At 65.8% G+C, this 25516-nt stretch carries 27 protein-coding genes and 4 tRNA genes; 7 read left to right on the forward strand and 24 right to left on the reverse strand.

Going from position 1 to position 25516, the window contains the following annotated elements; genetic code table 11:
- Nucleotides 1-108 precede the first annotated feature (108 nt).
- From F579_RS0106235 to yccX, 21 genes are all read right to left on the reverse strand, one after another.
- Nucleotides 109-185: transfer RNA gene (locus F579_RS0106235), tRNA-Asp, on the reverse strand.
- 32 nt (nt 186-217) lie between these two features.
- Nucleotides 218-293, reverse strand: a tRNA-Val gene (locus F579_RS0106240).
- A gap of 11 nt (nt 294-304) precedes the next feature.
- Entirely contained in the window at nt 305-577 is a 273-nt protein-coding gene (locus F579_RS0106245; RefSeq protein WP_012981989.1) for an HU family DNA-binding protein, read from the reverse strand.
- 250 nt (nt 578-827) lie between these two features.
- A complete protein-coding gene (gene lon, locus F579_RS0106250; protein ID WP_019023948.1) occupies nt 828-3293 on the reverse strand; it encodes an endopeptidase La in 2466 nt (821 codons plus the stop codon).
- 108 nt (nt 3294-3401) lie between these two features.
- Entirely contained in the window at nt 3402-4679 is a 1278-nt protein-coding gene (clpX, locus tag F579_RS0106255) for an ATP-dependent Clp protease ATP-binding subunit ClpX (RefSeq protein ID WP_019023947.1), read from the reverse strand.
- 115 nt (nt 4680-4794) lie between these two features.
- Entirely contained in the window at nt 4795-5469 is a 675-nt protein-coding gene (gene clpP, locus F579_RS0106260; RefSeq protein ID WP_019023946.1) for an ATP-dependent Clp endopeptidase proteolytic subunit ClpP, read from the reverse strand.
- The gene (gene tig / locus F579_RS0106265; RefSeq protein WP_019023945.1) at nt 5466-6773 is read right to left on the reverse strand and encodes a trigger factor; all 1308 of its coding nucleotides are present in this window, start codon (nt 6771-6773) and stop codon (nt 5466-5468) included. Before tig ends, clpP begins: the two co-directional genes overlap by 4 nt.
- 85 nt (nt 6774-6858) lie before the next feature.
- Nucleotides 6859-6945, reverse strand: a tRNA-Leu gene (locus F579_RS0106270).
- 118 nt (nt 6946-7063) lie between these two features.
- Nucleotides 7064-7139 (reverse strand) — tRNA-Lys (locus tag F579_RS0106275).
- Nucleotides 7140-7270: 131 nt separating this feature from the next.
- Complete coding sequence (locus F579_RS0106280; RefSeq protein WP_012981984.1) at nt 7271-8542, reverse strand: YeeE/YedE family protein; 1272 nt, start codon at nt 8540-8542, stop codon at nt 7271-7273.
- A 137-nt stretch (nt 8543-8679) separates the two neighbouring features.
- Nucleotides 8680-9363, reverse strand: a complete 684-nt coding sequence (gene queC, locus F579_RS0106285) for a 7-cyano-7-deazaguanine synthase QueC (protein WP_038029789.1) — start codon at nt 9361-9363, stop codon at nt 8680-8682.
- A gap of 3 nt (nt 9364-9366) precedes the next feature.
- Nucleotides 9367-10065, reverse strand: a complete 699-nt coding sequence (gene queE / locus F579_RS0106290; RefSeq protein WP_019023943.1) for a 7-carboxy-7-deazaguanine synthase QueE — start codon at nt 10063-10065, stop codon at nt 9367-9369.
- A complete protein-coding gene (gene ybgF / locus F579_RS0106295) occupies nt 10062-10829 on the reverse strand; it encodes a tol-pal system protein YbgF (RefSeq protein WP_019023942.1) in 768 nt (255 codons plus the stop codon). Before ybgF ends, queE begins: the two co-directional genes overlap by 4 nt.
- Before the next feature lie 78 nt (nt 10830-10907).
- On the reverse strand, nt 10908-11474 hold the full coding sequence (gene pal / locus F579_RS0106300) for a peptidoglycan-associated lipoprotein Pal (protein ID WP_018138792.1): 567 nt from the start codon (nt 11472-11474) through the stop codon (nt 10908-10910).
- A gap of 39 nt (nt 11475-11513) precedes the next feature.
- A complete protein-coding gene (gene tolB / locus F579_RS0106305; RefSeq protein ID WP_019023941.1) occupies nt 11514-12800 on the reverse strand; it encodes a Tol-Pal system beta propeller repeat protein TolB in 1287 nt (428 codons plus the stop codon).
- Nucleotides 12801-12832: 32 nt separating this feature from the next.
- Complete coding sequence (gene tolA, locus F579_RS0106310; protein WP_012981978.1) at nt 12833-13846, reverse strand: cell envelope integrity protein TolA; 1014 nt, start codon at nt 13844-13846, stop codon at nt 12833-12835.
- Between the two features lie 11 nt (nt 13847-13857).
- Nucleotides 13858-14310, reverse strand: coding sequence for a protein TolR (gene tolR / locus F579_RS0106315; RefSeq protein ID WP_018138795.1), 453 nt, complete (start codon nt 14308-14310; stop codon nt 13858-13860).
- Between the two features lie 3 nt (nt 14311-14313).
- Entirely contained in the window at nt 14314-14988 is a 675-nt protein-coding gene (gene tolQ, locus F579_RS0106320; protein ID WP_018138796.1) for a protein TolQ, read from the reverse strand.
- 40 nt (nt 14989-15028) lie between these two features.
- On the reverse strand, nt 15029-15481 hold the full coding sequence (gene ybgC, locus F579_RS0106325; protein WP_019023939.1) for a tol-pal system-associated acyl-CoA thioesterase: 453 nt from the start codon (nt 15479-15481) through the stop codon (nt 15029-15031).
- Entirely contained in the window at nt 15478-16524 is a 1047-nt protein-coding gene (ruvB, locus tag F579_RS0106330) for a Holliday junction branch migration DNA helicase RuvB (RefSeq protein WP_019023938.1), read from the reverse strand. Before ruvB ends, ybgC begins: the two co-directional genes overlap by 4 nt.
- 81 nt (nt 16525-16605) lie before the next feature.
- Entirely contained in the window at nt 16606-16896 is a 291-nt protein-coding gene (yccX, locus tag F579_RS0106335) for an acylphosphatase (RefSeq protein ID WP_019023937.1), read from the reverse strand.
- Nucleotides 16897-16918: 22 nt separating this feature from the next.
- Between yccX and arsC the strand changes: the two genes are divergently transcribed.
- The 3 genes from arsC to F579_RS0106350 are packed head-to-tail and all read left to right on the forward strand — an operon-like array spanning nt 16919 to nt 18248.
- A complete protein-coding gene (arsC, locus tag F579_RS0106340) occupies nt 16919-17275 on the forward strand; it encodes an arsenate reductase (glutaredoxin) (protein WP_019023936.1) in 357 nt (118 codons plus the stop codon).
- Nucleotides 17272-17889, forward strand: a complete 618-nt coding sequence (gene wrbA, locus F579_RS0106345; protein ID WP_019023935.1) for an NAD(P)H:quinone oxidoreductase — start codon at nt 17272-17274, stop codon at nt 17887-17889. The genes arsC and wrbA overlap by 4 nt, the downstream gene beginning before the upstream one ends.
- Nucleotides 17886-18248, forward strand: a complete 363-nt coding sequence (locus F579_RS0106350) for a DUF2069 domain-containing protein (protein ID WP_012981970.1) — start codon at nt 17886-17888, stop codon at nt 18246-18248. The genes wrbA and F579_RS0106350 overlap by 4 nt, the downstream gene beginning before the upstream one ends.
- Before the next feature lie 12 nt (nt 18249-18260).
- Here the strand turns inward: F579_RS0106350 and hda are convergent, their stop codons facing one another.
- Genes hda through F579_RS0106365 form a run of 3 tightly spaced genes read right to left on the reverse strand, consistent with a single transcriptional unit; the run spans nt 18261 to nt 21096 of the window.
- Nucleotides 18261-18956 carry a DnaA regulatory inactivator Hda gene (gene hda, locus F579_RS0106355; RefSeq protein ID WP_026301012.1) on the reverse strand — a complete coding sequence of 232 codons (696 nt, stop codon included), beginning with the start codon at nt 18954-18956 and terminating at the stop codon, nt 18261-18263.
- A 32-nt stretch (nt 18957-18988) separates the two neighbouring features.
- Nucleotides 18989-20068 carry an AI-2E family transporter gene (locus tag F579_RS0106360; RefSeq protein ID WP_019023933.1) on the reverse strand — a complete coding sequence of 360 codons (1080 nt, stop codon included), beginning with the start codon at nt 20066-20068 and terminating at the stop codon, nt 18989-18991.
- A complete protein-coding gene (locus F579_RS0106365; RefSeq protein ID WP_038029785.1) occupies nt 20065-21096 on the reverse strand; it encodes a DUF2066 domain-containing protein in 1032 nt (343 codons plus the stop codon). Before F579_RS0106365 ends, F579_RS0106360 begins: the two co-directional genes overlap by 4 nt.
- A gap of 441 nt (nt 21097-21537) precedes the next feature.
- Here F579_RS0106365 and purM point away from each other — a divergent pair, with 441 nt between their 5' ends.
- From purM to F579_RS0106385, 4 genes are read left to right on the forward strand one after another with little or no spacing between them, the layout of a single operon-like run.
- The gene (gene purM, locus F579_RS0106370) at nt 21538-22596 is read left to right on the forward strand and encodes a phosphoribosylformylglycinamidine cyclo-ligase (RefSeq protein ID WP_019023931.1); all 1059 of its coding nucleotides are present in this window, start codon (nt 21538-21540) and stop codon (nt 22594-22596) included.
- Nucleotides 22593-23330 (forward strand): phosphoribosylglycinamide formyltransferase, encoded by a 738-nt coding sequence (purN, locus tag F579_RS0106375; protein ID WP_019023930.1) that lies wholly within the window; start codon nt 22593-22595, stop codon nt 23328-23330. The genes purM and purN overlap by 4 nt, the downstream gene beginning before the upstream one ends.
- Nucleotides 23281-24081: a DUF3108 domain-containing protein gene (locus F579_RS0106380; RefSeq protein ID WP_019023929.1), complete on the forward strand. Its 801-nt coding sequence runs from the start codon at nt 23281-23283 to the stop codon at nt 24079-24081. The genes purN and F579_RS0106380 overlap by 50 nt, the downstream gene beginning before the upstream one ends.
- A 5-nt stretch (nt 24082-24086) precedes the next feature.
- Complete coding sequence (locus tag F579_RS0106385; RefSeq protein ID WP_019023928.1) at nt 24087-25493, forward strand: NAD(P)/FAD-dependent oxidoreductase; 1407 nt, start codon at nt 24087-24089, stop codon at nt 25491-25493.
- Nucleotides 25494-25516 lie beyond the last annotated feature (23 nt).

Here is a 25516-nt window from a genome sequence, read left to right on the forward strand (position 1 = left end):
TTTCCCGTACACCTAGAGGCCGCTTCCCGGGCGTGGGCCTGTCCTGGGCGAGGCATGGCCTGTACGACAGGCAAAGAAAAAGGCGCCCGAGGGCGCCTTTCTCAGATATGGCGGAGCGGACGGGACTCGAACCCGCGACCCCCGGCGTGACAGGCCGGTATTCTAACCAACTGAACTACCGCTCCAAATTTTCTTCATGCAGCCAGATCAGGCTGCATGGTGGGTGCTGACGGGTTCGAACCGCCGACATTCGCCTTGTAAGGGCGACGCTCTACCAACTGAGCTAAGCACCCGATAAAGCGCGCTAGTTTACGCGATCCTTGAGCGCTTTACCAGCCTTGAAAGAAGGCGTTTTGGAGGCGGCGATCTGGATGGACTGGCCGGTACGCGGGTTACGGCCGGTGCGGGCTTCGCGCTCGCGGACGAGGAAGGTGCCAAAGCCCACCAGGGAGACCTGGTCGCCCTTGGCCAGAGTATCGCCCACCACGGTCACCATGGCGTCCAGCATACGGCCGGCCTGGGCCTTCGGGACATCGGCTTCTGCGGCGATCGCGTCGATCAGTTCGGATTTATTCATGAAGCGCTTCCTTATCTCAGTGGTGACTCAGGCTTGTGGCCCGATGAAGGCCAAGCTTACACCAGCGCGGGGAGGGTTCTCCATCCTGTCGCAGGCTTGCCCAGCCGGGAATCAAATAATGCGATTGGGGTTATATCAAGGGGCTCGAAAAAGTGTCAAACAAGCGTTACACACCCGCCCGCGGATCGCTGTGCGCCAGGGCGCAAAAAAACCGCGGCCGAAGCCGCGGTTCTGATTGCAAATCCGTTGCTTAGTGGTGTCGGACCCTGCGCCGACCCGATTCCTTGGCCGGTTTCACGGCCTCCTCGACTTTGGCCGGTGTGTCGCCGCCCTTGGCCTCCGGAAGGTGCGTAAGCGCCACCTCGAACACCTCGTCGATCCAGCGCACCGGACGGATATCGAGCTTGTTCTTGATGTTCTTCGGGATGTCCACCAGGTCCTTTTCGTTCTCCTCGGGGATCAGCACCGTGCGGATCCCGCCACGATGGGCCGCCAGCAGCTTCTCCTTGAGCCCGCCGATCGGCAGCACCTGACCCCGCAGGGTGATCTCGCCGGTCATCGCCACATCGGCGCGCACCGGGATGCCGGTCAGCGCCGAGACGATGGCCGTGCACATCGCGATACCGGCCGAGGGGCCGTCCTTGGGCGTGGCGCCCTCGGGGACGTGGATGTGCAGGTCCTTCTTCTCGTGGAAGTTCTCCTCGACCCCCAGGGACTCGGCACGCGAGCGCACGACGGTCAGCGCGGCATGGATCGACTCCTGCATCACGTCGCCGAGTTTGCCGGTCTGCTGGGTCTTGCCCTTGCCCGGGACGACCGTCGCCTCGATGGTCAGCAGTTCGCCACCCACCTCGGTCCACGCCAGGCCGGTGACCTGGCCGATCTGATCGTTCTCCTCGGCCAGGCCGAAGCGGAAACGCCGCACACCCAGGTACTTGTCCAGGGTCTTCGGGGTGACCGACGTGGTGCGGTCACGCTCCTTGCCCTTGGCCAGAAGCCGCTGCTTGACCACCTTGCGGCAGATCTTGGCGATCTCGCGCTCCAGGGCACGCACACCCGCCTCGCGGGTGTAGTAGCGCACGATGTCGCGCACAGCAGCGTCCGAGATATTGATCTCTTCGGGTTTCAGGCCGTTGGTCTTGATCTGCTTCGGCACCAGATAGGTATGGGCAATATTGACCTTCTCGTCCTCGGTGTAGCCGGACAGACGGATGACCTCCATACGATCCAGCAGCGGCCCGGGGATGTTCATCGAATTGGCCGTGGCCACGAACATCACATCGGACAGGTCGTAATCGACCTCCAGATAGTGGTCGCTGAAGGTATGGTTCTGCTCCGGGTCCAGGACCTCGAGCATCGCCGAGGCCGGATCGCCGCGGAAATCCATCGCCATCTTGTCGATCTCGTCGAGCAAAAACAGCGGGTTGCGCACCCCGACCTTGGACAGGTTCTGGACAATCTTGCCCGGGAGGGAGCCGATATAGGTCCGGCGGTGACCACGGATCTCCGCCTCGTCACGTACACCGCCAAGGGCCATGCGCGAGAACTTGCGGTTGGTGGCACGCGCGATGGACTGCCCCAGCGAGGTCTTGCCGACCCCAGGGGGACCGACCAGGCACAGGATCGGGCCCTTCAGCTTGCGCACACGCGACTGCACGGCGAGGTATTCAAGGATGCGTTCCTTGACCTCTTCCAGGCCGTAGTGGTCCTCGTTGAGGATCTTCTCGGCGCGCGCCAGGTCCTTGCTGACCCGGGTCTTCTTCTTCCACGGGACGTTGACCAGCCAGTCGATGTAGCTGCGCACGACGGTGGCCTCGGCCGACATCGGCGACATCATCTTAAGCTTGTTCAGCTCGGCGGTGGCCTTCTTCTTGGCCTCCGCCGGCATGCCGGCCTGCTCGATCTTCTCGGCCAGGTCCTCCTGTTCGTTCGGGGCATCCTCGAGATCGCCCAGCTCCTTCTGAATGGCCTTCATCTGCTCATTCAGGTAGTACTCGCGCTGAGACTTCTCCATCTGCTGCTTCACGCGACCGCGGATCTTCTTCTCGATCTGCAGCACGTCCATCTCGCCCTCGATCTTGGCGACCAGGTGTTCCAGACGCGCGCGCACGTTGGCGATCTCGAGGACCTGCTGCTTCTCCTCGAGCTTCAGCGACATGTGCGCGGCAATGGTGTCGGCCAGACGCGAGGTGTCGTCGATCCCGGCCAGCGAGGTCAGGATCTCCGGCGGGACCTTCTTGTTCAGCTTGATGTACTGCTCGAACTGATTGAGCGCGGAACGACCGAGGACCTCGAGTTCCTTCTCCTCGGTGTCGTATTCCTCCTCGATCATGCGGATATCGGCAGTGAAGTAGTCCTCTTCCTTCTCCGCATCGCCGGTCGTGGAGACGTCCATCACACGCGCGCGCTGGGCGCCCTCGACCAGCACCTTGATGGTGCCGTCGGGCAGGCGCAGCAATTGCAGGATATTGCCGAGGGTCCCGATCTCGTGCAGATCCCCGGCCTCGGGCTCGTCCACCTCGGCGCTCTTCTGCGCAACCAGCAGGACCTGCTTGTTCTGGGCCATGGCCGAGTCCAGCGCGCGGATCGACTTCTCGCGACCCACGAACAGCGGGATGACCATGTGCGGATACACCACGACATCGCGCAGCGGCAGGACCGCGACACGCTTCACGGGGGAGTCCACCTCGTTCTGGGAGGAGTGTTGGTCGGTCATGTGGCCCCCTCAGGGCTAAACGAATGTACGGGAGAGATGGGGGCGCCCTGACCGTTTTTCAAGCCGGGGCCAGCCCCTGCTCGCCCCCCTGCGTAAGACCGCGCGGCTTCAGGAATCCGCGGCGGCCTGCTTGGAGAACGATGCGTTCTCGTAGATGAGGTAGGGCTCGGCGTCGCCGCGGATCACGGCCTCGTCGATCACCACCTTGCTGACGCCCTCCATCGAGGGCAGCTCGTACATCGTGTCGAGCAGGATATTCTCCATGATGGTGCGCAGCCCCCGGGCGCCGGTCTTGCGCTCCATCGCCTTGTGGGCGATCGCGGCCAGGGCATCGTCCCGGAACTCGAGTTCCACGCCTTCCATCTCGAACAGACGGGCGTACTGCTTGACCAGCGCGTTCTTCGGCTGCGTCAGAATGGTGATCAGCGCGTCCTCGTCCAGTTCGTCCAGCGTCGCCTGCACCGGCAGACGGCCAACGAACTCGGGGATCAGGCCATAGCGCACCAGGTCATCGGCCTCCAGCTGTTTCAGCCACTGGCCGCCGCTCTTGCTCTCGTCCTTGGAACTGACCTCGGCAGAGAAACCGATACCGCCCTTTTCCGCACGCTGCTGGATGATCTTTTCCAGGCCCGAGAAGGCGCCACCGCAGATGAACAGGATGTTGCGGGTGTCCACCTGCAGGAACTCCTGCTGCGGATGCTTGCGCCCGCCCTGCGGCGGCACGGAGGCCGTGGTGCCCTCGATCAGCTTCAGCAGGGCCTGCTGCACACCCTCGCCCGATACATCGCGGGTGATCGAGGGGTTGTCCGATTTGCGCGAGACCTTGTCGATCTCGTCGATGTAGACGATGCCGTTTTCGGCCTTCTCCACATCGTAGTCGCACTTCTGCAGCAGTTTCTGGATGATGTTCTCGACGTCCTCGCCTACGTAACCGGCCTCGGTCAGCGTGGTCGCGTCGGCGATGGTGAACGGGACGTTGAGCACCCGCGCCAGCGTCTCGGCCAGCAGCGTCTTGCCGGAACCGGTCGGGCCGATCAGCATGATGTTGGACTTAGACAACTCGACGTCGTCCTTGCCGGCCCGGGCCTCGAGCCGCTTGTAGTGGTTGTACACCGCGACCGAGAGGATCTTCTTCGCGGAGTTCTGCCCGATCACGTAGTCGTCGAGGATCTCGCGGATCTCGCGCGGCTTCGGCAGCGAATCGCGCTCGGTATGCCCCGCCTCCTGCATCTCCTCGCGAATGATGTCGTTACAAAGCTCGACACACTCGTCGCAGATAAACACGGAGGGACCCGCGATCAGCTTGCGCACTTCGTGCTGACTCTTCCCGCAGAAAGAGCAGTACAGAAGCTTGCCGTCGGCGGAGGGGGTCTTGTCGTCGCTCATCCGTATGCCTCGGTTGCGCTGTCAGGGTTTCTCAGAACATGCCCCGTTTGCAGCCACGTTGCAAACGGACCGGGCGCGAGTCCGGTATATCCCGCGCGCCCCGGCCGTGCTTCGATCAGGACTTGTCCTTCTTGCCGGCTTCCTTGTCGCCGGCGGCCGGCGCGCCGCGACTGGAGAGGACGTTGTCCACCAGACCGTAGTCCTTGGCCTCCACTGCGGTCATGAAGCGGTCACGATCGGTGTCCTGCTCCACCTGCTCCACGGTCTGCCCGGTGTGGTGGGCCAGCACACGGTTGAGCTCCTCGCGGATTTTCAGGATCTCGCGGGCGTGGATGTCGATATCCGACGCCTGCCCCTGGAAGCCTCCCAGCGGCTGGTGGATCATGACCCGCGAGTGCGGCAGGCAATAACGCTTGCCCGGCGCTCCACCGGCCAGCAGCACCGCACCCATGCTCGCGGCCTGGCCGACACACAGGGTACTCACCTCGGGCTTGATGAACTGCATGGTGTCGTAGATCGCCATACCCGCCGTCACGGCCCCGCCCGGGGAGTTGATGTACAGGCTGATCTCCTTGTCCGGGTTCTCCGACTCGAGGAACAGCAGCTGGGCCACGATCACGTTGGCCATGTAGTCCTCGACCGGACCCACACAGAAGATGACCCGGTCCTTCAGCAACCGGGAGTAGATGTCATAGGCGCGCTCGCCACGGGCGGTCTGTTCGACCACCATCGGGACCAGATTCAGCCCCTGGGCGTGCTGCGCACCCTGACCGGCCATGTCGTGGCTCATTCAGTCGACTCCTTGTTCGGATTCATGACGTCCTGGAAGCTGGTTTTCTTCTCGGTGACCTTGGCCTGATCGACGATCCAGTCGACCACCTGGTCCTCGAGCACCAGCGACTCCAGGTTGCTCTTCGCCTGCGGGTTGGAGCGGTAGTACTGCTTGACCTCTTCCGGGTCCTCGTACGTGGCCGCCATATCTTCCAGGTCACGCTCGACCCGCTCCGCGTCCACCTCGAACCCCTTCTGGTCGATGATGGCCCGCAGGGCCAGACCCAGGCGCACGCGGCGCTTGGCTTCTTCCTCGAACAGGCTGTCGGGGAGCGGCTGGGTCTGCTGGGCACCACCGAAGCGCTTCTCAGCCTCCTCGCGCAGGCGATTGATCTCGGACTTCACCAGGGCATCCGGCAGGTCGAAGCCATGGCGCTCGATAATCAGCTCCATGACCTGACTCTTGACCTTGCCCTTCAGCGCCTGGTTCAGCTCGCGCTCCATATTGGACCGCACGTCGGCGCGAAGTTTCTCGACGGAGCCGTCCTCGATGCCGAATTTCTTCGCAAACTCTTCGTCCACCTCGGGCAGCTTGGGCCCCTCGACCTTCTTGATGGTCAGGGCGAACTGCGCCGTCTTGCCCTTCAGGTTCTCGGCCGGGTAGTCATCGGGGAAGGTGACGTCGATGGTCGGCTCTTCGCCGGTCTTCACGCCCTTGAGCTGCTTCTCGAAGTCCTCGATCAGACGGCCGGCACCCACTTCGACCTGGAAGTCTTCGGCCTTGCCACCCTCGAACTCCTCGCCATCAATGCTGCCCACAAAGTCCAGCGTGATGCGATCGCCCTTCTTCGCCTTGCGTTTGACCTCGGCCCACTCCTTGTTCTGCTCGCGCAGGGAGTCGATCACGCGATCGATGTCCTCGTCGCCAATCTCGGCCACCGGGCGCTCGATCTTGGCATCGGAGAAATCGGCCACCTCGACCTCGGGAAAGACCTGAAAGCTCGCAACGAACTCGATCGGCTGCCCGCTTTCCACACTCTGCGGCTCGATACTCGGGTTCCCCGCGGGCTCCAGACCTTCTTGCTGCACGGCCTCGCGATAGCTCTCCTGCAGGACCTCGCTCAGCACCTCCTGATAGACCCCGGCGCCGTAACGCTGGCGCACGACCTTCAGCGGGACCTTGCCCGGGCGAAAGCCGTCGAGCCGGACGCGCTTGGCCAGCGATTTCAGACGGTTGTCGACTTCGGTCTCGACGCGCTCGGGGGGGACCTGGATGGTCATCTTGCGTTCCAGGTTGCCGGTGGCTTCAACGGAAACTTGCATGAAGGGCCTCGCAATAGTTCAAAAATCGGTCATCCCTGCCGACCGCAGCACTCGCCGGCTGCCTGCCTGGGCGTTCACGGGACATTGGTGCGAAAGGAGAGACTCGAACTCTCACGGGTTTTACCCCACTGGGACCTAAACCCAGCGCGTCTACCAGTTCCGCCACTTTCGCGTGTGTATTCAATGGTTCGATAAAGGCGCGCATTCTAGCCTGTTCGCGCCCCATAAACACAAAAAGCCCGCGTAGGCGGGCCCTTGTGCCGGCCACGCTCGCACGCGGCCGGGAATAATGGTGGGTCGTGTAGGATTCGAACCTACGACCAATTGGTTAAAAGCCAACTGCTCTACCAACTGAGCTAACGACCCATGTCTGCGGCCCGCATGGCACCCCCGCAGGGGCCCGCCGACCTTGTCATTACGCGGCAGCACCTGGATCACCGCGCCGCGTAGTTTACGGCCCGCCGGGGAAAACGCAAGGCTCCCCCGGCGGCCGACGATCAGATGGCCTCGAGCTTGCGCATGCCACCCGGCAGCAGCTTCATGTCCACCAGCGAGGTAACCAGAGCCTTGCCGAAGGTCGCCTCGTCTTCATAGACCATCTTGTAGTACTGGATCTTCATGGTCAGCGCGGAGCCGAACACGATGAACGCGAAGGTGAAGAAGCCACCCAGCGCCAGCGTGGAAATCCCGGTGACCGCCTGACCGATGGTGCAGCCCAGCGCCAGGATGCCGCCGACACCCATCAGGATGCCGCCGATAAAGTGGTTGACGAAGTCACGGAAGGACGAGAACCACTCGATGCGGAAGCTGCGCGAGATGAGGGCCCAGAAGAACGAACCCAGGATCACGCCGGCCAGCGCCATCACACCGAAGTACAGCATGGTGCGGTCAAAACCACTGGACACGTAGCCCACGCTCTGCCCCATCGGGTTGATGAAGGTGAACGACTGGTTCGCCCAGGGGCCGGACAGCGCCGGACGCTCGCCATCGTCGTCATCGGCGACGAAATCCCATTCCTGGATGTATTCCTGGGCGCTGTACACGCCGCCCATGCCGTCGTCGATCTGGATGTTGCTAGTCAGCCACCAGGCCCCGATCACGACCAGGCCGATCACCAGACCACCCAGGATGTTGTCGAAGCTCTTGCGGAAGTCCGCGGCCTTGAAGATCAGGGCGAGCAGCAGCACGCCGATCACCAGACCCATCACCAGGCGGGCGCCCAGGGCGTTCTCGCCGGCGATGATGGAGCCAAGATCCTGGCCGCCTTCCATCTGGATGGAGACGGCATCCATCCAGCCAAACAGCAGCTGGAACAGCGTCTGGCCGGTGCCGAAGACAGTGGCGCGACTGGTCAGCCAGAAGGCGATCACGCCGATGATGATCATCACCATCACCGACTTGATGTTGCCGCCACCCACGCGCACCAGCGTCTTGTTACCGCAGCCGGACGCATAGGTCATGCCGATGCCGAACAGGAAGCCACCCAGCACGTGCCCGAGCCAGTTGAAATTCTCGCCGCGGTAGGGAGGGAAGGAACCCTCGGCGCTCAGCACCCCGAAGAACTCGAGTGCCGCCACACCCAGCATGGCCACGGCGATGGCTAGCAGCCAGGAGCGCATGCGCCCGGTGTCACCCATGTTCACCCAGTCGGAGACGGCTCCCATGGTGCAGAAGTTGGTCTTGTTCGCGACCGCACCCATGATGAAGGCGAGGACGAACGTGCCGCCCAGGAACATCATTGCGGCGGTTGAAAAGCTGGAGAATTCCATCAACGTATCCTCTCACTGATCGGTTGTCGGGCACGCCTGCACCCATGGGGTGCGCAGCATACATCGGACGCAAGACGAGATCGACCCCCATTTCATTCCGGATCCGGAGCCGCCTGACGAGGGTGAACCGTCCGCCGTCAGCCTGCCCGGTAGAGAGTCGGGTCGGGGACACCAGCGGCCGCAAAACCTTCGCGACGGATACGGCAGCTGTCGCAGCGCCCACAGGCCCGCCCGTCCGGATCGGCCTGATAGCAACTCACCGTCTGGGCGTAATCGACCCCCAGGGACGCCCCGGCACGGATGATCTCGGCCTTGCTCATGTGCATCAACGGTGCACGCACCTCCCAGCGTACGCCCTCCACCCCCGCACGGGTAGCAACCTGCGCAAGATCGCGGAAGGCATCGATGAAGGCCGGACGACAATCCGGGTACCCAGAGTAGTCGACCGCATTCGCACCGACATAGAGCAACCGGGCATCAAGTGTCTCGGCCAGACCCAGCGCCAGGGAAAGAAACACCGTGTTGCGCGCCGGCACATAGGTAACCGGGATGCCTTCGCTCGCCTCGGTGGGCACTGCGATTGCGTCATCGGTGAGCGCGGAGCCGCCGATCGCGGTCAGATCGACCCGGACCACGCGGTGGTCCTGCACGCCCTGGGAGGCGGCCACGCGCCGCGCCGCGTCCAGCTCGGTGCGGTGGCGCTGGCCGTAGTCGATCGACAGGGCATGACAGTCGAGCCCGTCGGCCCGCGCCATTGCCAGGCAGGTCGCCGAGTCCAGCCCGCCCGAAAGCAGGACCACTGCCTTTTCCCGTTGCGACATTACCTAACGCCCCGGCTGGTCGCCCCACAGGAGCTTGTGGAGCTGAAGCTGAAACCGCACGGCAAGTCGTTCGGCGACGATCCAGTCGGCCAGCTCGCGCGGGGCGAGCTCACCGAATACCGGCGAGAACAGGACCTCGACCCCGGGCGCGAGATCCAGGCGGCCGAGTTCGGCGCATGCCCAGTCGAAATCGGCCCGGTTGGCGAGTACGAACTTCAACTGATCGCCGGCCGCCAGGTGGGCGATATTGGCTTCCAGGTTGCGGTCCTGCTCGCCGGAACCCGGCGCCTTCCAGTCCATCACGACCGTGACGCGCGAATCGAGCCCGCCAATGTCGAGAGCGCCGCTGGTTTCCAGCGACACCCGATAACCTGCATCACACAGCCGCGCCAGCAGCTCGCGACAACCGGGCTGGGCCAGTGGCTCCCCACCCGTGACACAGACATGGCGCACACCCGTCTGGCCGACCCATGCGAGAATCGAGTCCAGCTCGCGCACCTCGCCACCCTCGAAGGCGTAAGCACTGTCGCACCAGCGGCAACGCAGCGGGCACCCGGTCAGCCGCACAAACGCGGTCGGCCAGCCGGAATCCGCCGCCTCGCCCTGCAGCGAAACGAACATCTCGGTGATGCGGACTTGGGTCGCCCCCCCCGAATCGCCCCTGGTCGGTGCGCGCGTTGCGCGCACGGGGATCTCGGTCATTGCCCGTCGAGCCGCCGCAACCGCTCGCGCGCAAGGCGGTCGAGGGTCGTGCCGCCGAAATCGGCGCGCACCGCCTCCAGCGCCTCGCGGGCCTCGTCTTCGTTGCCCAACTCGTAATGCGCATAGCCGATCTTGAGCAGGGCATCCCCGGACTTGTCGCTCTCCGGGTACTGCTCGCGCAAATGCTCGAAATCCTCCAGGGCCGCCTCGAAGTCGCCACTGGCATACTTGGCCTCGGCCAGCCAGTACCAGGCATTGGCGGAATAGTCACTGTCTGGATAGGTCTCGATGAAGCGCTCAAGACCGCTCATCGCGGCGTTGTAGTCACCCGCCATCAACTGCTCGAAGGCCTCCTGGTAGGCCGCCTGCTCGTCCGCCTCGGGCAGGTCGAACTCGATAACCTCGTCCGCCGGGGCAGCGGTATCGGCGGGCGCGGCCGCGCCGGTCTCGAACGTGGCTACACGTTCGTCCAGGTTACGGAACTGATCGCGCTGCCGGGCGTTCAGACGCTCCAGCTCGTGGCGCAGCGTCTCCACTTCGCCCCGCAGCTCGCGCATCTCCCGGTTCATGGTTTCCGCACCCCGCAGGAGTTCCTGCATGGCACTGGAGTCCAGCGTCCGCTCGATGCGGTCGAGTCGCCGCGAGAGATCCCGGATCTGCGACTGGGTGGCGAACACCTCGTCCTGGGCGACGGCTTCGCTGGCAAGCGGGCCCCACGAGCCCATCGCCAGGACCAACAGCCCGGCGGCAGCCGCCACACCCACCTGCGGAAAGAGAAATGCCCCCGGGGGGGCATTTCGGTTACTGCTACCTGCCAAACGCCCCATGGCGCCTCCCGTCATCTAGCGCCGGGATTCGTAGACCAGCTCGACCCGGCGATTCTTGGCCCAGGCCTCCTCGTTCTGTTCAAAGGCGACCGGCATTTCTTCACCATAACTGATGACCTCGATCTGGTCATCCGAGGCCCCGTTCAGGGTCAGGATACGGCGCACCGACTGTGCGCGGCGCTCGCCCAGCCCCAGGTTGTACTCGCGAGTACCTCGCTCGTCGGTATGGCCCTCCAGCCGCAGGCGGGCCCCGGAGTTCTGCGACAGATAGGCCGCATGCGCCTCGAGCATATCCATGTACTGCGACTGCACCTCGTCACGGTCGAACTCGAAATAGACCAGGCGCTCGGCCAGCGGGCTATCCGGATCATCCAGCGCATCGGCATCGAACTGCCGATCGCGGCCCAGCGCGCGGGCCTCGGCCTCGCGGGCCTCGGCTTCGGCGCGTTCGCGCTCCGCTTGCTCGGCCGCGGCCCGCTCGGCCTCGCGTTCGGCATCCTCGGCATCACGCGTCGGCGTCGCACACGCCGACAGCGCCCCAATCACCATGGCCACAAAAAACCAGCGAAAGATCGTGCTCATCACGTCATTATCCTCGAAAAGCGGTTGTTATTAGGAAGATCAATTCAAGGGTGACCAGGCCGGTTCACGGACCTCGCCCTCCCTGGCAGCGAGACGCTGATGGACCTGTCCATCCTGACTCACCGAGCCCAGCACGCCACGCCCGCCGTCCGTCATCGCATAGATAATCATGCTGCCATTCGGGGCAAAGCTTGGCGATTCCGCGTCCCGCCCTTCCGTGAGGCGGGTCACACGGCGGTCGTTCAAATCGAGACGGGCCAATTGGAATCCGCCATCGCCACCGTGCACGTAGACCAGATAGCGCCCATCCGGAGAAACCGTCGCGGCGGCCGCATAGCCGCTCTCGAAGGTCAGACGCCGGGGGCTACCCCCCTCTCGCGGCAGCGCATAGATCTGCGGCGCACCAGCGCGGTCGGAGGTAAAATAAAGGGTCTCGCCATCGGGCGACCAGACCGGCTCGGTTTCGATCGAGCTGGTCTGGGTCATCTGGCGCATCTCGCCTGTCTCCAGTTCCATCAGGTAGATGTTCGGCGCACCGTCGCGTGACAGGCTCAGTGCAAGATGACGGCCATCGGGCGACCAGGCAGGCGCACTGTTAATGCCGGTAAAGCTGGCCACCCGTTCGCGGCTGCCGGTCTCGACATTCTGGCGATAGACCTCGGAACGGCGATTCTCGAACGAGACGTACACCAGTTCGCGCCCATCCGGCGACCAGTCCGGTGACATGATCGGCTTCGCGGAACGAAACAGGGTGCGTGGATTGGCCCCGTCGGAATCGGCGACCTCAAGGGCAAAGCGCCGCTCCTCGCCGTTACGCTCCACACTCACGAACGCGATACGCGCACTGAATGCCCCCGGGTCACCCGTGATCTGTTCGTAGATGATATCCGAGATGCGATGCGCACCGCGCCGGAGCATGTCGCCGGGCACCGGAATGCGCCAGCCACCCAGACGTTCCTCGGACAGCACGTCAAATACGTGAAACTCCACCAGCACGTCATCGCCATCGCGGCGCTGATTGCCGACGACCAGGTACTCGACCCCGGTGTCGGCCCAGGGCTCGGCAAGAAAGTCGGCCGGCCCGGACGGGGCCGCGGGCAGATCGTCCTGTTCGACATTGAAGAGCCCGCTACGGGCCAGATTGGCCGCGACGATCTGGGAGATGTCCTCGTCGAGCTCCCCCTCGCCCTCGTAGGTAAACGGCGCAACGGCTACCGGTATCGCCCCGGTAACCCCCTCGGTGACCGTGACTTCCAGTACGGCCTGTGCCTGCGCCGCCCACAGCAGCAGCATGGCCGGCAGCATCCAGTGAATCAGTCGTCGCATGAGCTCCTCGTCAGGCGGGCATGGCCCGCGAATCAGTCCGGTTCAAATCGGATCCGCACCCCGCCCCGCACCGCACTCGCATCCGGCGGGCGTGGCAGCGAACTCAGACGGTCCATGGTCTGGCGCACGGAGTCGCAGAACCGGCTGTCGCCGGAACAGCTTTCGATATCGAAGTCGATGATACGCCCGGTCTCGTTTACACGCACGAGAACAATGGCACGGTCCGAGGAGTCGATATCCGACGGCTGACGCCAGCGACGCTGGACCACTGACTGCACCTGGGCACGCCACTCATCCACTTCGCGATCCATCTGCGCCTGACGCTCGGCGGCCTCACGCCGTTCGCGCGCCTCCGCCAGGCGCTCCTGCTCGCGCTCCATCGCCTCGCGGCGGCGCTGCTCCTCCAGCTCGCGCTCCTGCTCGGCCCGACGCTCGGCCTCTTCCTGTGCGCGACGCTCGGCCTCTTCCTGCTCGCGGCGCTCCTGCTCCTCGCGGGCCTGGCGCTCGGCCTCTTCACGCTCGCGTCGCTCCGCCTCTTCGCGCTCGCGGGCCTCCTCGGCCTCCTGTCGCTCACGCTCCGCCGCCTCGCGCTCGGCACGGATGCGTTCACGCTCGGCCTCGGCTTCTTCCTGTGCGCGCTGGCGTTCCTCTTCGGCCTCGCGGCGGGCCTGCTCGGCTTCCTCGATCGCCTGCTGGCGCGCCCGTTCTTCCTCTTCGCGGCGGCGCTGCTCTTCGGCCTGTCGCCGCTCCTCCTCGCGGCGGGCCTCTTCTTCGGCACGCCGTTGCTCCTCTTCCTCGCGCAGCTGCTCGGCGACTTCTTCCTGACGGGCAACCTCGCGCTGGTGCTCGACCTGATCGAACGCCTCGGCATCCACCGCCACCGCGTCGATCACCTCAATGTCCTCCTGCACCGAGATCTCCACCGCAGCCTGCGAGGAGGTGGGAGATATCAGGCTGATATTGAACATCAACGCCGCGAACAGCACCCCGTGCAACAGGAGCACGAGGAGGAAGCTGACGGGGTGGCGGCGGACAAGCTCGAACACGGCAGCGTACGTCAGTCGCCGGTTTCGCGCGGCGGCTCGGTGATCAGTCCGACACGCCCGCCGCCCGCGCGCTGCAGGGCGATCATGGCATCGATCACACGCCCGTAGTCCACATTACGGTCGCCACGCACGAAGGTCTGGGTACCTGGATGCTCCGCCAGGAACTCGCGCACGATCTCGGTCATCTCCTGCGGCGCCAGCGGCTCGTCAATGATCGGCCCCTGGTTCAGACTCATGGCCCCGCTGGCGTCCACGGTCACCACCAACGGCTCGGCCGCCTGTTCGTCCCGGTCCAGGGCCTCGGCGTCCGCCTCCGGCAGGTCGACTTCCACGCCCTGCTGCAGCATCGGCGCGGTGATCATGAAGATGATCAAAAGCACCAGCATCACGTCGATAAACGGCACGACGTTGATCTGGGACATGGGCCGCCGCAGGCGGCGGCTGTTACGGCGCTGCTCGGACATGGGTCAGGCCGTGGCCTCGGAGGCCGTATCCGTGGACTTGGCGTGTACCTGTCGGTTGAGCAGGGCCACGAACTCGTCATTGAAGTTCTCCAGGCGCACGGCCACGCGATCGACATCCCCCGCAAAGCGGTTGTAGGCGATCACGGCCGGGATCGCAGCGAACAGGCCCAGCGCCGTGGCAATCAGTGCCTCCGCAATGCCGGGTGCCACCATCGCAAGGGTCGCCTGCTGCACTCCGGAAAGCCCCAGGAAGGCATGCATGATGCCCCAGACCGTGCCGAACAGGCCGATATACGGGCTGGTCGACCCCACCGTGGCGAGGAACTGCAGGTAACGCTCCATCTCGTCAATCTCGCGCGCGATCGCCACACGCATGGCGCGCTGGGCGGGCTCACCGGCCGGGATGCCATGCTGGCGCGCACGCAGAAATTCCTTGAACCCAGAGGAGAAGACGTGCTCCATGCCCGTCATTTCCTGCTTGCGCCGCACCCCCTCGTAGAGGTGAGACAGATCGGCCCCCGACCAGAAGCGCTCCTCGAAATCGTCGCAGGCGCGATGCGCCGCGTTCAGGGACCTGGCCTTGACCACGATCGCCAGCCAGGAGAGTACGGAGGCGAGCACCAGAATCACCATCACCAGCTGGACCACCAGGGTCGCCTCCATCACCAGCTGGTACATCGAAAAGTCGACTGCCACTTGTCCGTCTCCCGTTACAGCGTTACTTGGTTCCGGCCGCGCGCGCTGCCGGTCCGTGATCATGATGTCGACGCAAGGCCTCCAGCACCGGGCCGGGGATCGCGGCGGGCGCCTGGCGCGCCACCTCGACACAGGCAATCCCCACCTCGCCGCTGGCCAGGGTCTCCCCGTCGCGCTCCACACCCTGGTGGAACTCCAGGCTCGCCCGGCGCAACGAGTGCAGCCGGCAGGTCACCGTCAGGGCATCGTTGAAGCGCGCCGGGCGCCGCATGTCCACACAGCAGCGGCGCACCGCAAAAACGATCCCGTACTCCTCGCGCAATGCATCCTGCTCGAACCCCAGCGCGCGCAACCACTCGGTTCGCGCGCGCTCCATGAATTTGAGGTAGTTCGCGTGGTAGACCACGCCGCCGGCGTCAGTGTCTTCGTAATAGACCCGCACCGGCCACTCGAACGGGGCGTCAGAATCCGTCATCGACGATCTCCGCCCTGGCTGTCGACCGGCGCCGGCAGGTCGGGTTCCACCGACCCGGCCAGACCGAACATCGCCAGCGTCCGCCGCGTAGCCTGACGCCCACGCGGGGTTCGCTGCAGATACCCCTGCTGGATCAGAAACGGCTCGACCACATCCTCCAGGGTGCCGCGATCCTCGTTCAGCGCCGTGGCCAGGCTCTCGACTCCAACGGGCCCACCGTCGAATTTCTCGACCAGCACCTCGAGCAGGCGTCGATCCTGGGCATCCAGGCCCGAGGCATCGATCGCCAGCAGGTCCAGTGCCTGGGCCGCTACCTCGGCCGTAATCACGCCCGATGCGCGGACCTCGGCATAGTCACGTACGCGCCGCAACAGGCGATTGGCCAGGCGCGGCGTGCCCCGCCCGCGCCGTGCAATCTCCGCCGCCCCTTCGGGCTCGATCCCGACACCCAGCAATCCGGCGGCGCGACCGACAATATGGGCGAGATCGGTGACAGTGTAATGATCGAGTCGCTGAACGATGCCAAACCGGTCACGCAACGGCGCCGAAAGCAGGCCCGCGCGCGTGGTCGCGCCCACTAGTGTGAACGGGGGCAAGTCCACCTTGATCGAGCGCGCGGCCGGCCCCTCGCCAATCACGATATCGAGCTGACCATCCTCCAGCGCGGGGTAGAGGATCTCCTCGACCACAGTCGGCAGGCGGTGGATCTCGTCGACGAACAGGACGTCCTGGGGCTCCAGCGCGGTCAGGATCGCGGCCAGGTCCCCGGCGCGTTCCAGTACCGGGCCCGAGGTCTGGCGCAGCCCCACCCCGAGTTCGTTCGCCACGATATGGGCCAGGGTCGTCTTGCCCAGGCCCGGAGGGCCGGCCACCAGCGTATGGTCCAAGGCCTCCCCGCGCCCGCGCGCCGCCTCGATGAACAGGCCCAGTTGTTCAACCACCCGGGGCTGTCCGGTGTAGTCGTCCAGCCGCTTGGGACGCAGGCTGACCTCCACCCGCGTGTCCTCCGACTGACTCTGCATATCAACCAGGCGTGATTCCATGACCCCGCAGTATGCATCCGTCGCGATGGCGTTTATAGACCCCTTTAGAACTTTGGACTCAGCGTCCCGACACCAGACGACTCAGTCGGTCCTGAAGCCCGCCGGCAGTGGCTCGGGCGGCGGCACAGCCTGCGTCTCCAGCCCCTCCACGCGGGCCATGCGCGGGCCTTCCCGGAGCCATGTCTCCAGCCGGTCCAGGGCATCCGGGGAACCGACCGCCAGCACCTCCACACGACCGTCCGGCAGGTTGCGCGCATACCCTGTCAGCCCGAGCGCCTGCGCCTGTTCCCGGGTCGAGGCGCGAAAGAACACGCCCTGCACGCGCCCCCTGACATGCCAGCGGCGGGCGTGGGTATCATGGGCCTTTGCCATCGATGACCTCCGGAGTCGATTCATGTCCGATGCCCCTACGCTGTATCACAACCCGCGCTGCAGCAAGTCGCGCGCAACCCTCGCCCTGCTGCGGGAGCAAGGTGTGGAGCCCGAGATCGTGGAATACCTGAAGACACCACCGGACGCCGCGACCCTGAAGAGTGTGATCGAGAAGCTGGGCATCCGCCCCCGCGACCTGCTGCGCACCGGGGAGGCGGAGTATCGCGAACTGGGCCTGAAGGACGCCGAGATGGATGACGAGGCGCTGATCCAGACCATGATCCAGCACCCGAAACTGATCGAACGCCCGATTCTGGTTGTCGGGGATCAGGCCCGCCTCGGGCGTCCACCGGAACAGGTACTGGAGATCGTATCGTGAGCGCGGCACCGGAGATCCTGGTCCTGTACTACAGCCGCTACGGGGCGACCGCCGAGCTGGCCCGCCAGGTCGCAACCGGCGTCGAAAAGGCCGGTGCCTCCGCGCGGGTGCGCACCGTAGCCCCGGTCTCCACGAATATCGGGGAGGACCGTCCGGCGGTGCCCGAGGACGGGCCGCCCTATGCCGAACTGCGCGATCTCGAGGAATGCGCGGGGCTGGTCATGGGTTCGCCGACCCGCTTCGGCAACATGGCCGCACCGCTGAAGTACTTCCTCGACGGGACCAGCGGGCTGTGGGCCAGCGGCGGGCTGGTAGACCGGCCCTTCGGCGTCTTCACCAGCACCGCCACCCAGCATGGCGGGCAGGAGACCACCCTGCTCAGCATGGCCCTGCCGCTGATCCATCAGGGCATGCTGTGGGTCGGCGTACCCTACACCGTGCCGGAACTGAACAGCACCACCAGCGGCGGGACGCCCTATGGCGCCAGCCACGTGGCCGGCACCCAGGGCGAACAGGCAGTCACGCGCGACGAACAGCGCATCGCAACAGCCCTTGGGGAACGCGTCGCGCGTATCGCCCTGCGCCTCGACGCGGCACCTGGCGCCCCGGCATGATCGCGCTGTCTCGCGCCCTGGCCCTGGCCGGCTTTCTTGGACTGCTGCTGCTGATCCTGATCTGGACCACCTGGATCGCCCCGCCGGAGATCGTCCCGGTTTGGCTGGCGCTGATCGTGCTGGTCATGCCGCTGTTGTTTCCGCTGCGCGGGATGCTGCACGGAAGGCGCTACACCCATGCCTGGTCCAGCCTGCTGGCGCTCGCCTACATCACACTCGGGATCACCATCGGCGCGGCCGCGGAGGACCGGCTCTACGGCCTCCTGATGACCGGTACCAGCCTCGCCTGGTTCGCGGGCAGCCTGCTGTTCGTGAAACTGGACGCCCGGCGGGCCCGCGCGGCAGCCGAGCAACCTTAGGCAATCCCGGATTCAGCCCATGCGGGCCAGCTGCTCGCGCACAAACGGGATGGTCAGTCGCCGCTGCTGGGCCAGCGCGGCCAGATCCAGACGGTCCAGCAACGCCAGCAAGGTGGACAGGTCACGCGAGCAGCGGCGCAGCAGGTAATCCGCCACCGGCTCCGGCAGCTCCAGCCCGCGCAGGGCCGCGCGCTGCGCCAGGATCTCCTTGCAGGCCACATCATCCGGCCGCTGCATGCGGAACACCGGGCCCCAGGCCAGGCGCGAGGCCAGATCCGGCAGCTGGACCGGGAGCCCCTCGGGCGGGGCCGTAGCTGCCAGCAGCACGCGGCAGCCGGCATCGCGCAGCCGGTTGATCAGTCCGAACAGGGCCTCGTCCCAGTCCCCGCCTCCCACCACGGCCTCCAGATCGTCCAGCGCCACCAGACGCGAGCGCTCCAGGCCATCGAGCACGGCCATCGGCGGCGCATCACGCACCTCGCCAAGCGGCAAATAGCTGACCGGTTCCCCGCGCTCGTGGCCCTGGTGACAAGCAGCCTGCAACAGGTGCGTCTTGCCGGAGCCGGAAGGCCCGTGCAGCAGGATCTGAGGCTCCTGGACCCCGGTCCCGACGCTCAGGGCCTGCACGGCATCCCGCGCCAGGGCATTGCCCGCCGCGTAAAAACAGGAAAAACGCGAGGCATCCCGCAGGCGCAGATCCAGCGGCAGCTGACGCTCGAGCGGGCTGTTGCCCTCGGATCTCACGGGGTATCGGCCTCGGCTGCGTTCATGCCCCGATAGCGCGCCAGCGCCTGACGCACCGCCACCGCCAGCACCGCCGCCACCGGCAGCGCGAGCAGAACCCCGAAGAAACCGAACAGTTGACCGCCGGCGAGCACAGCAAAGATCACCGCCACCGGATGCAGCCCAGTCCGGTCCCCCACCAGCCATGGCGTCAACACCACCGATTCCAGGACCTGCGCCACCGCAAAGATCACCAGCACCGCCAGCAACAGCGTCCAGCCATCGCCCTGGAACAGCACAGCCGCCGTGGCCAGCACAATGCCCACGATCACACCCACATAGGGGACGAAACTGACCAGCCCGGCAATCAGGCCAATGGCCAGCCCCATCTGCACGCCCGCCACACTGAGGGTAATCGCGTAGAACAGCCCCAGCGCCAGCATCACCAGCAACTGCCCGCGCAGAAACGCCCCCAGGGTATTGTCCGATTCCACCGCAAAACGCGTGACCGGATCACGCCAGGCGCGCGGCAGCAGGTCATGCAGCCCCGCGACCAGCCGTGGCCAGTCACGCAGCAGATAGAAACTGACCACCGGGATCAGCACCAGATTGAGCACGCCCAGCACCAGGGCGCTGGTCGAGCTGCCCAGCCAGTGCAGCAGCCCGCCCGCCAGCCCGCCGGCCTCGCGCCAGTGTTCGGCCAGCAGTTCCTGCAGTGCCGCCGGCTCCAGGGCCGGCAGGCGATCGCCCGCCTGCTGCTCGATCCAGGGACGAACCCGCTCGTCGAACCAGGCAATCACCTCGGGCAACAGCAGCATCAGGCGCTCGAACTGGGCCATGGCCAGCGGGATCAGGACCAGCACCAGCCCCGCCAGCCCGAGCATCACCAGCACGAAGATCACCAGCGTGGCCAGGGTGCGTGAACCGCCCGTGCGCACCGCCAGGCGCGTGACCAGCGGGTTGAACAGGTAGCCGATCAGAAGCGCGATCAGAAACGGTGTGAGAATCGGCGCCAGTAGATAGAGTGCAACCCCCAGGATCACCAGCCCGACCAGGGCCGCCAGCGTGGCGGTGGAGAACGGTGCCGGAGAGTTCACTCGCGGCGCAGCCAAGCCTTCGCCTCGGAATCGCCGTGCGGGTCTTCCGCCACGCCGTAGCCGCTGGCGTGCAAGAGGTCTACCAGGTCATCCGGCGCCAGTCCCGTGCGCACCTCGAGCGTCACCGCGTTACCACCCAGTGAATCCAGCCTTGCACTCTCGATGGCCTCGATCTGCGCCAGCTCCCGCCGCAACGCCTCGAACGCGGGAAAGCCCTCGACCCCGACAAAGCCCAGTTTCACCCAGTCGGGCTCGGCGGCAACGCGCGCCAGCGGTGCCACGACCTGGTCAAGACCATCCTCAACCGCCGCGCGGGCCGCGGCGGCCGGGGATTCGCCACGGCCCTCGCTACGGTACTCGCGCCCACCATGCACGGTGATGGCACGCGCCTCGGCACCACCCCCGACCGGGCGTACATGCAGCGCCACGATACCCGTCGGCCCGTAGCGCCTGGCCGCTTCCTGCAGCGGCTCGGTCACGCCACCAATCACATCCCCCGCCTGCGCGGCGCGGCGATCTTCCAGATCCCCCAGCGGCAGCACGAAAGGCGTGCCGCGATCGCGCCCCAGCGCGTCAATCCCGGCCAGCACATCGGCCTCGTCCTGGGTGGAGCCCAGCAGGTGGCGGCGCCCGCCCTCCTCGTATACCGCCCAAACCAGCAGTTGCGGGCGCGCGCCCAGCACTACGGGCACGTCGGCCGCGCGCAGGGCACTGCGTAGCCGGTCGCGATCGAACTCCAGGCGGTATTCCCCGTCGTCCACCTCCTGGCGCCGACGCAGGGCCTCAATACGCCCCTCCTGGTCCAGCTCCAGCAACAGGACCTGCACCAGTTCGCTCAGCTCCGGCGAACGCTGCCCGGCCACGCGCACCAGCGCCTGTTCCAGGCCTTGCGCCAGCGCGGCCGTTTCGTCCTCCGCATGGACGTACACCACCACGGCATCATCCGCCAGCAATGGAGAGGCACCCAGCAGCAGACACAGGAGAAGGCACGCAGCCAGGGCGCGGGACGAGCGAAGGAGGCGCAGCATAGGGTTGAATGGCGTTTTCGACAGGCGCTCAAAATACCACAGCGCCCCAGGGAAACACTGATGAATGTACACGCTCGCGTTGGCACCCCAGGTTTTCCGAGACAAGGCGCGGGGCGCAGCCGGTAGTGGTTCTACCGGCCCGTTCTTGACTGATTCGGGCCGCAACGCAGGATCGGGGAACCTGGGGTGCCAACCCCGAAGGGGCTCGGCCTCTTTTGCGTGGGAACGGCGTTGCGGCTCCCTTGTGCAGAATGACTGCACGGCAGTCACCGCGCCTTGTTCGCACGCAAAAGCGACGAAGCAGCGAGCGTGTACATTCATCAGTGTTTCCCTAACCTGCAGCGCCCGACTTTTTGCACGCCCCCCGGCGCCTCGCTACCATGCCGGATTCCGCGAGCGCCGCCGGATACCGGATGCGGCCATCAACCACCCAGGGTACCCATGTCCGAAACCCGTTCAGGCCTGACCTACCGCGAGGCCGGTGTCGACATCGAGGCCGGCGCCGAGCTGGTCGAACGCATCAAACCACATGCCGCCCGCACGCAGCGCCCCGGCGTCATGGCCGGGCTGGGCGGGTTTGGCGCCCTGTTCGAGCTACCGATGGATCGCTACAGGCAGCCCGTCCTGGTCTCCGGCACCGACGGCGTGGGCACCAAGCTGCGCCTGGCCCAGGAGACGGGGCGGCATGACAGCATCGGCATCGATCTCGTGGCGATGTGCGTGAACGACATCGTGGTGCAGGGGGCCGAGCCGCTGTTCTTCCTCGACTACTACGCCACCGGGCACCTGGACGTCGACATTGCCGCGGATGTCGTCACCGGTATCGCCACCGGCTGCGAACAGGCCGGCTGCGCCCTGATCGGGGGCGAAACGGCCGAGATGCCGGGCATGTACCAGGGCGAGGACTACGACGTCGCAGGCTTCGCGGTTGGCATCGCCGAGAAGGAGGCCCTGATCGACGGTACCCGGGTGAGCGCGGGCGATGTCGTGCTCGGGCTGGCCTCCAGCGGCCCGCACTCCAATGGCTACTCCCTGATCCGGCGCGTGCTGGAACACTCCGGCGCGGCCCTGGATGCCCCGCTGCCAGGGGCCGAAGGCACCACACTGGGCGATGCCCTGATGGCGCCGACCACGATCTACGTGCGCCCGCTGCTGGATCTGATGCAACAGTTTCCGGTACACGCGGCGGCCCACATCACCGGCGGCGGCCTGACCGAGAACCTCCCGCGGGTGCTGCCGGACCAGCTGTGCGCCCGCATCGATCCGCAGGCCTGGCAATGGCCGCCCGTGTTCGAGTGGCTGCAGCAGGCTGGCGATATCGCGCCTGAAGAGATGCTGCGCACATTCAACTGCGGCATCGGCATGACGCTGATCCTGCCCGAAGACCGCGTCGAGGCCGCCAGTTCAACACTGGCCCGTGCAGGCATCCCGAGCTGGCCGATCGGCACGATCGAGGACTGCGAAGACACGGCCCCCGGGGTGGTCTACGCCGCGCGATGAGCAGCACCGCCGGCCCCGCAACCACGGATTCGCTACCGCGCCTGGTCGTCCTGATCTCTGGACGCGGCAGCAACCTCGGCGCCCTGATCGAGGCCTGCAACAGTGGCCACATTCAGGCCCGGATCGTCGGCGTCATCAGCAATCGCCCCGATGCAGGCGGGCTGGCCTACGCGGCACAGCACGCGATCCCCGCACGCGTTCTGAACCACCGCGACTACCCTTCTCGCGAGGCCTTCGACGAAGACCTGGCCGATGCAATCGAGGCCTTTGAGCCCGATCTAGTGATCCTGGCCGGCTTCATGCGCATCCTGACCCCCGGATTCGTCGATCGCTTCACGGGACGGCTGTTGAACATTCACCCCTCCCTGTTGCCGAAGTACCGTGGGCTGGACACACATGCCCGCGCGCTGGCCGACGGGGAGGACGAACACGGCGCCAGCGTGCATTTTGTCACCCCCGAACTGGACGGCGGCCCGGTGATCATGCAAGCCCGCGTGCCGGTCCTGCCCGATGACACGCCGGAGAGCCTCGCCACCCGCGTCCAGCGCGCCGAACACCGGCTGTATCCCGAGGTCGTGCGGCGCCTGTGTTCAGGGGAAATTCAGTGGCGCGACCGCATCGTGACCGGGGACAACACCCCGCTGACGATCCCGCTGCAGCTCGAAACCAATGAGGTAGTACCCGATGTTGAAGCTCCCGAGGAACGGAGCCCTGTGCCGCGCGACGCGGACTAGCCTGCTGGCCGCCCTGCTCCTGCTGGGACAGGCCCTGCTGGCGTCCGCTGCCGCCAATGAGCCCCAGGAGGGTCCGCGCCTGCCGCCATTCACGGCCAGCTACGAGGCCCAGGCCATGGGCAATACCCTGAACGCGCGGATCACCCTGAACCACGAGGATGTACAGACCCGCATGGCCATGGATGCCCATGTATCCGGCTTCCTGCGGATCCTCGGTCGCTTCGAGCTGAGCCGCGAGGCGCTGATGAACGCCAACGACGTCGGACTGCAGCTGGTCACCTCGCGCAGCCGCGAGGTGACGCCCCGCCGCGAACGCAAGGTCGAGACGCGCTTCGACTGGGAAGAGGACCGTGCGATCGGACATGTAGACAACGAGCGATTCGATATCGAGGTTCCCCCGCATACCCTCGACTTCCTCGGCTCGCTGTACTTCATGATGCAGCGCCTGGAAGCGGGCGACCTCGCCAGAGAGGGCGACGGCGAAACGGTCCAGACCCTGGAGCGCGACCGCCTGCGCGAGTATCGCTTCGAGTACGCCGATACGGAGACGATCGAATCTCCGATGGGGCGTATCGAGACGGTGCGCGTCGTGCGCAAGAGCCAGGACAGTGACATCGAACTCTCTGCCTGGTTCGCCCCCGACCTCAGCCACCTGCCGGTGCGGTTCGATTACGAGGCTGATGGCCGCGTGTTCGAACTGAAGCTGACCCGGCTGGAGTGGCACGACCCGATCATTGACCTGACCGAGTAGACACCATGAGCGAGACCTTTGACCTGGCCATCATCGGAAGTGGCCCCGGGGGCTATCGTGCCGCCGTTCTGGGCGCCCTGCGCGGGCTCAACGTCGTCATCGTCGAAAAGGGCGACTGGGGCGGCTGCTGCCTCAACCGCGGCTGCGTGCCGAAAAAGGACTGGTACCACACCGCACGCACCGTCGCCGCGCAACGCCACTTCGAGGGCCGCGGCATCAGCGGCAGCCTCACGGCCGACATGGACCGCGCCTGGGATCACCAGAAGGAGGTCGTGACCACCGTGCGCGACTCCTACCTGGGCTACATGAAGCACCTGAAGATCCAGTACCGCCACGGGACTGCCCGCTTCCGCGATGCCGAGACCCTCGAGGTCGCGACGCAGGATGGCAACGAGACCGTCCAGGCCCGCCACACCATCATTGCAACTGGCGCCACCGCCACCGTGCCAGCCCCGTTCGCGGTCGAGCCCAGCCGCGTACTGACCACCGACATGCTGTTCGACGACAAGCCACCGGCGGGCGAGCGCGTCGCGATCATCGGTTCCGGCGTGGTCGCCACCGAATTCGCCTGGATCTTCCATCACCTCGGCAAGAAGGTGACCTGGCTGTCGCGCTCCAAGCCCCTGTCTACCCAGAAGTTCAGTCCGCAGGCGCTGGGCACGCTGAAGGAGCAGCTGGCCGCGGACGGCATTGAGCCCGTGCGGGTCAAGGGATATGAAAAGGTCGAGACCTCCGACAACGACGTGATCATCACCGACAGCGAGGGCAACACCTTCGAGGTTGACTGGGTCCTGCTCGGCACCGGCCGCACCCCGCATACCGAGGGTCTGAACCTCGACGAGATCGGTGTGAAGACCGACGCCCGCGGCTTCGTGAAGCGCCGCCCCACCCTGCAGACCGATGTCGACAACATCTACGCCATCGGCGATGTCGCGAGCGAATGGCAGACCGCGAACCACGCGCTGGCCGACGCCACCATCGCGGTGGAGAACATCCAGAACGGCAATACCCGAGAGCAGGACGAACGCTTCGTGCCGATCGCGATCTACTCCGCGGTGGAGATGGCGCGTCTCGGCATGGACGAGGACGACGCCGAGGACGAGGAACTGGAACCGGCGGTCGGCTTCGCCGCCTTCGAGACTTCCCCGCGTGCACTGGGCCAGGACGAGCCGGAGGGCTTCGTGCGTCTGATCGGCGACATGGACACCGGCGCCCTGCTGGGTGGCGAGGTCATCGGCAGCGACGCCGGCGAGCTGATTCACATCCTTTCGCTGGCCCCCGACCGCGACACCGCACTGGCCTGGCTCGCCCGTGGCCAGTGGAACCACCCCGCCCGCGCCGAGGAGTTCCTCAACGCAACGGAAACCCTCGCGTCGAAGTGGAACCTGAAGTCCGAGATCTTCGGACTTTAGCGGGCGCTCACGTTACAGGGGTG

Source organism: Thioalkalivibrio sp. ALJ21, assembly GCF_000378605.1.
GTDB lineage: Bacteria > Pseudomonadota > Gammaproteobacteria > Ectothiorhodospirales > Ectothiorhodospiraceae > Thioalkalivibrio.

Bases quoted from the DNA above. Each gene is read 5' to 3' on its own strand.
- F579_RS0106385 (WP_019023928.1), top strand. From the start codon at position 24,087: ATGAGCGAGACCTTTGACCTGGCCATCATCGGAAGTGGCCCCGGGGGC.
- ruvB (WP_019023938.1), bottom strand. From the start codon at position 16,524: ATGGAATCACGCCTGGTTGATATGCAGAGTCAGTCGGAGGACACGCGG.
- pal (WP_018138792.1), bottom strand. From the start codon at position 11,474: ATGAGCACGATCTTTCGCTGGTTTTTTGTGGCCATGGTGATTGGGGCG.
- yccX (WP_019023937.1), bottom strand. From the start codon at position 16,896: ATGGCAAAGGCCCATGATACCCACGCCCGCCGCTGGCATGTCAGGGGG.
- clpX (WP_019023947.1), bottom strand. From the start codon at position 4,679: ATGAGCGACGACAAGACCCCCTCCGCCGACGGCAAGCTTCTGTACTGC.
- queC (WP_038029789.1), bottom strand. From the start codon at position 9,363: ATGTCGCAACGGGAAAAGGCAGTGGTCCTGCTTTCGGGCGGGCTGGAC.
- F579_RS0106350 (WP_012981970.1), top strand. From the start codon at position 17,886: ATGATCGCGCTGTCTCGCGCCCTGGCCCTGGCCGGCTTTCTTGGACTG.
- F579_RS0106365 (WP_038029785.1), bottom strand. From the start codon at position 21,096: ATGCTGCGCCTCCTTCGCTCGTCCCGCGCCCTGGCTGCGTGCCTTCTC.
- lon (WP_019023948.1), bottom strand. From the start codon at position 3,293: ATGACCGACCAACACTCCTCCCAGAACGAGGTGGACTCCCCCGTGAAG.
- tolR (WP_018138795.1), bottom strand. From the start codon at position 14,310: ATGTCCGAGCAGCGCCGTAACAGCCGCCGCCTGCGGCGGCCCATGTCC.
- F579_RS0106280 (WP_012981984.1), bottom strand. From the start codon at position 8,542: ATGGAATTCTCCAGCTTTTCAACCGCCGCAATGATGTTCCTGGGCGGC.
- purM (WP_019023931.1), top strand. From the start codon at position 21,538: ATGTCCGAAACCCGTTCAGGCCTGACCTACCGCGAGGCCGGTGTCGAC.
- F579_RS0106380 (WP_019023929.1), top strand. From the start codon at position 23,281: ATGTTGAAGCTCCCGAGGAACGGAGCCCTGTGCCGCGCGACGCGGACT.
- tig (WP_019023945.1), bottom strand. From the start codon at position 6,773: ATGCAAGTTTCCGTTGAAGCCACCGGCAACCTGGAACGCAAGATGACC.
- purN (WP_019023930.1), top strand. From the start codon at position 22,593: ATGAGCAGCACCGCCGGCCCCGCAACCACGGATTCGCTACCGCGCCTG.
- queE (WP_019023943.1), bottom strand. From the start codon at position 10,065: ATGACCGAGATCCCCGTGCGCGCAACGCGCGCACCGACCAGGGGCGAT.
- tolB (WP_019023941.1), bottom strand. From the start codon at position 12,800: ATGCGACGACTGATTCACTGGATGCTGCCGGCCATGCTGCTGCTGTGG.
- ybgC (WP_019023939.1), bottom strand. From the start codon at position 15,481: ATGACGGATTCTGACGCCCCGTTCGAGTGGCCGGTGCGGGTCTATTAC.
- tolQ (WP_018138796.1), bottom strand. From the start codon at position 14,988: ATGTACCAGCTGGTGATGGAGGCGACCCTGGTGGTCCAGCTGGTGATG.
- clpP (WP_019023946.1), bottom strand. From the start codon at position 5,469: ATGAGCCACGACATGGCCGGTCAGGGTGCGCAGCACGCCCAGGGGCTG.
- F579_RS0106245 (WP_012981989.1), bottom strand. From the start codon at position 577: ATGAATAAATCCGAACTGATCGACGCGATCGCCGCAGAAGCCGATGTC.
- arsC (WP_019023936.1), top strand. From the start codon at position 16,919: ATGTCCGATGCCCCTACGCTGTATCACAACCCGCGCTGCAGCAAGTCG.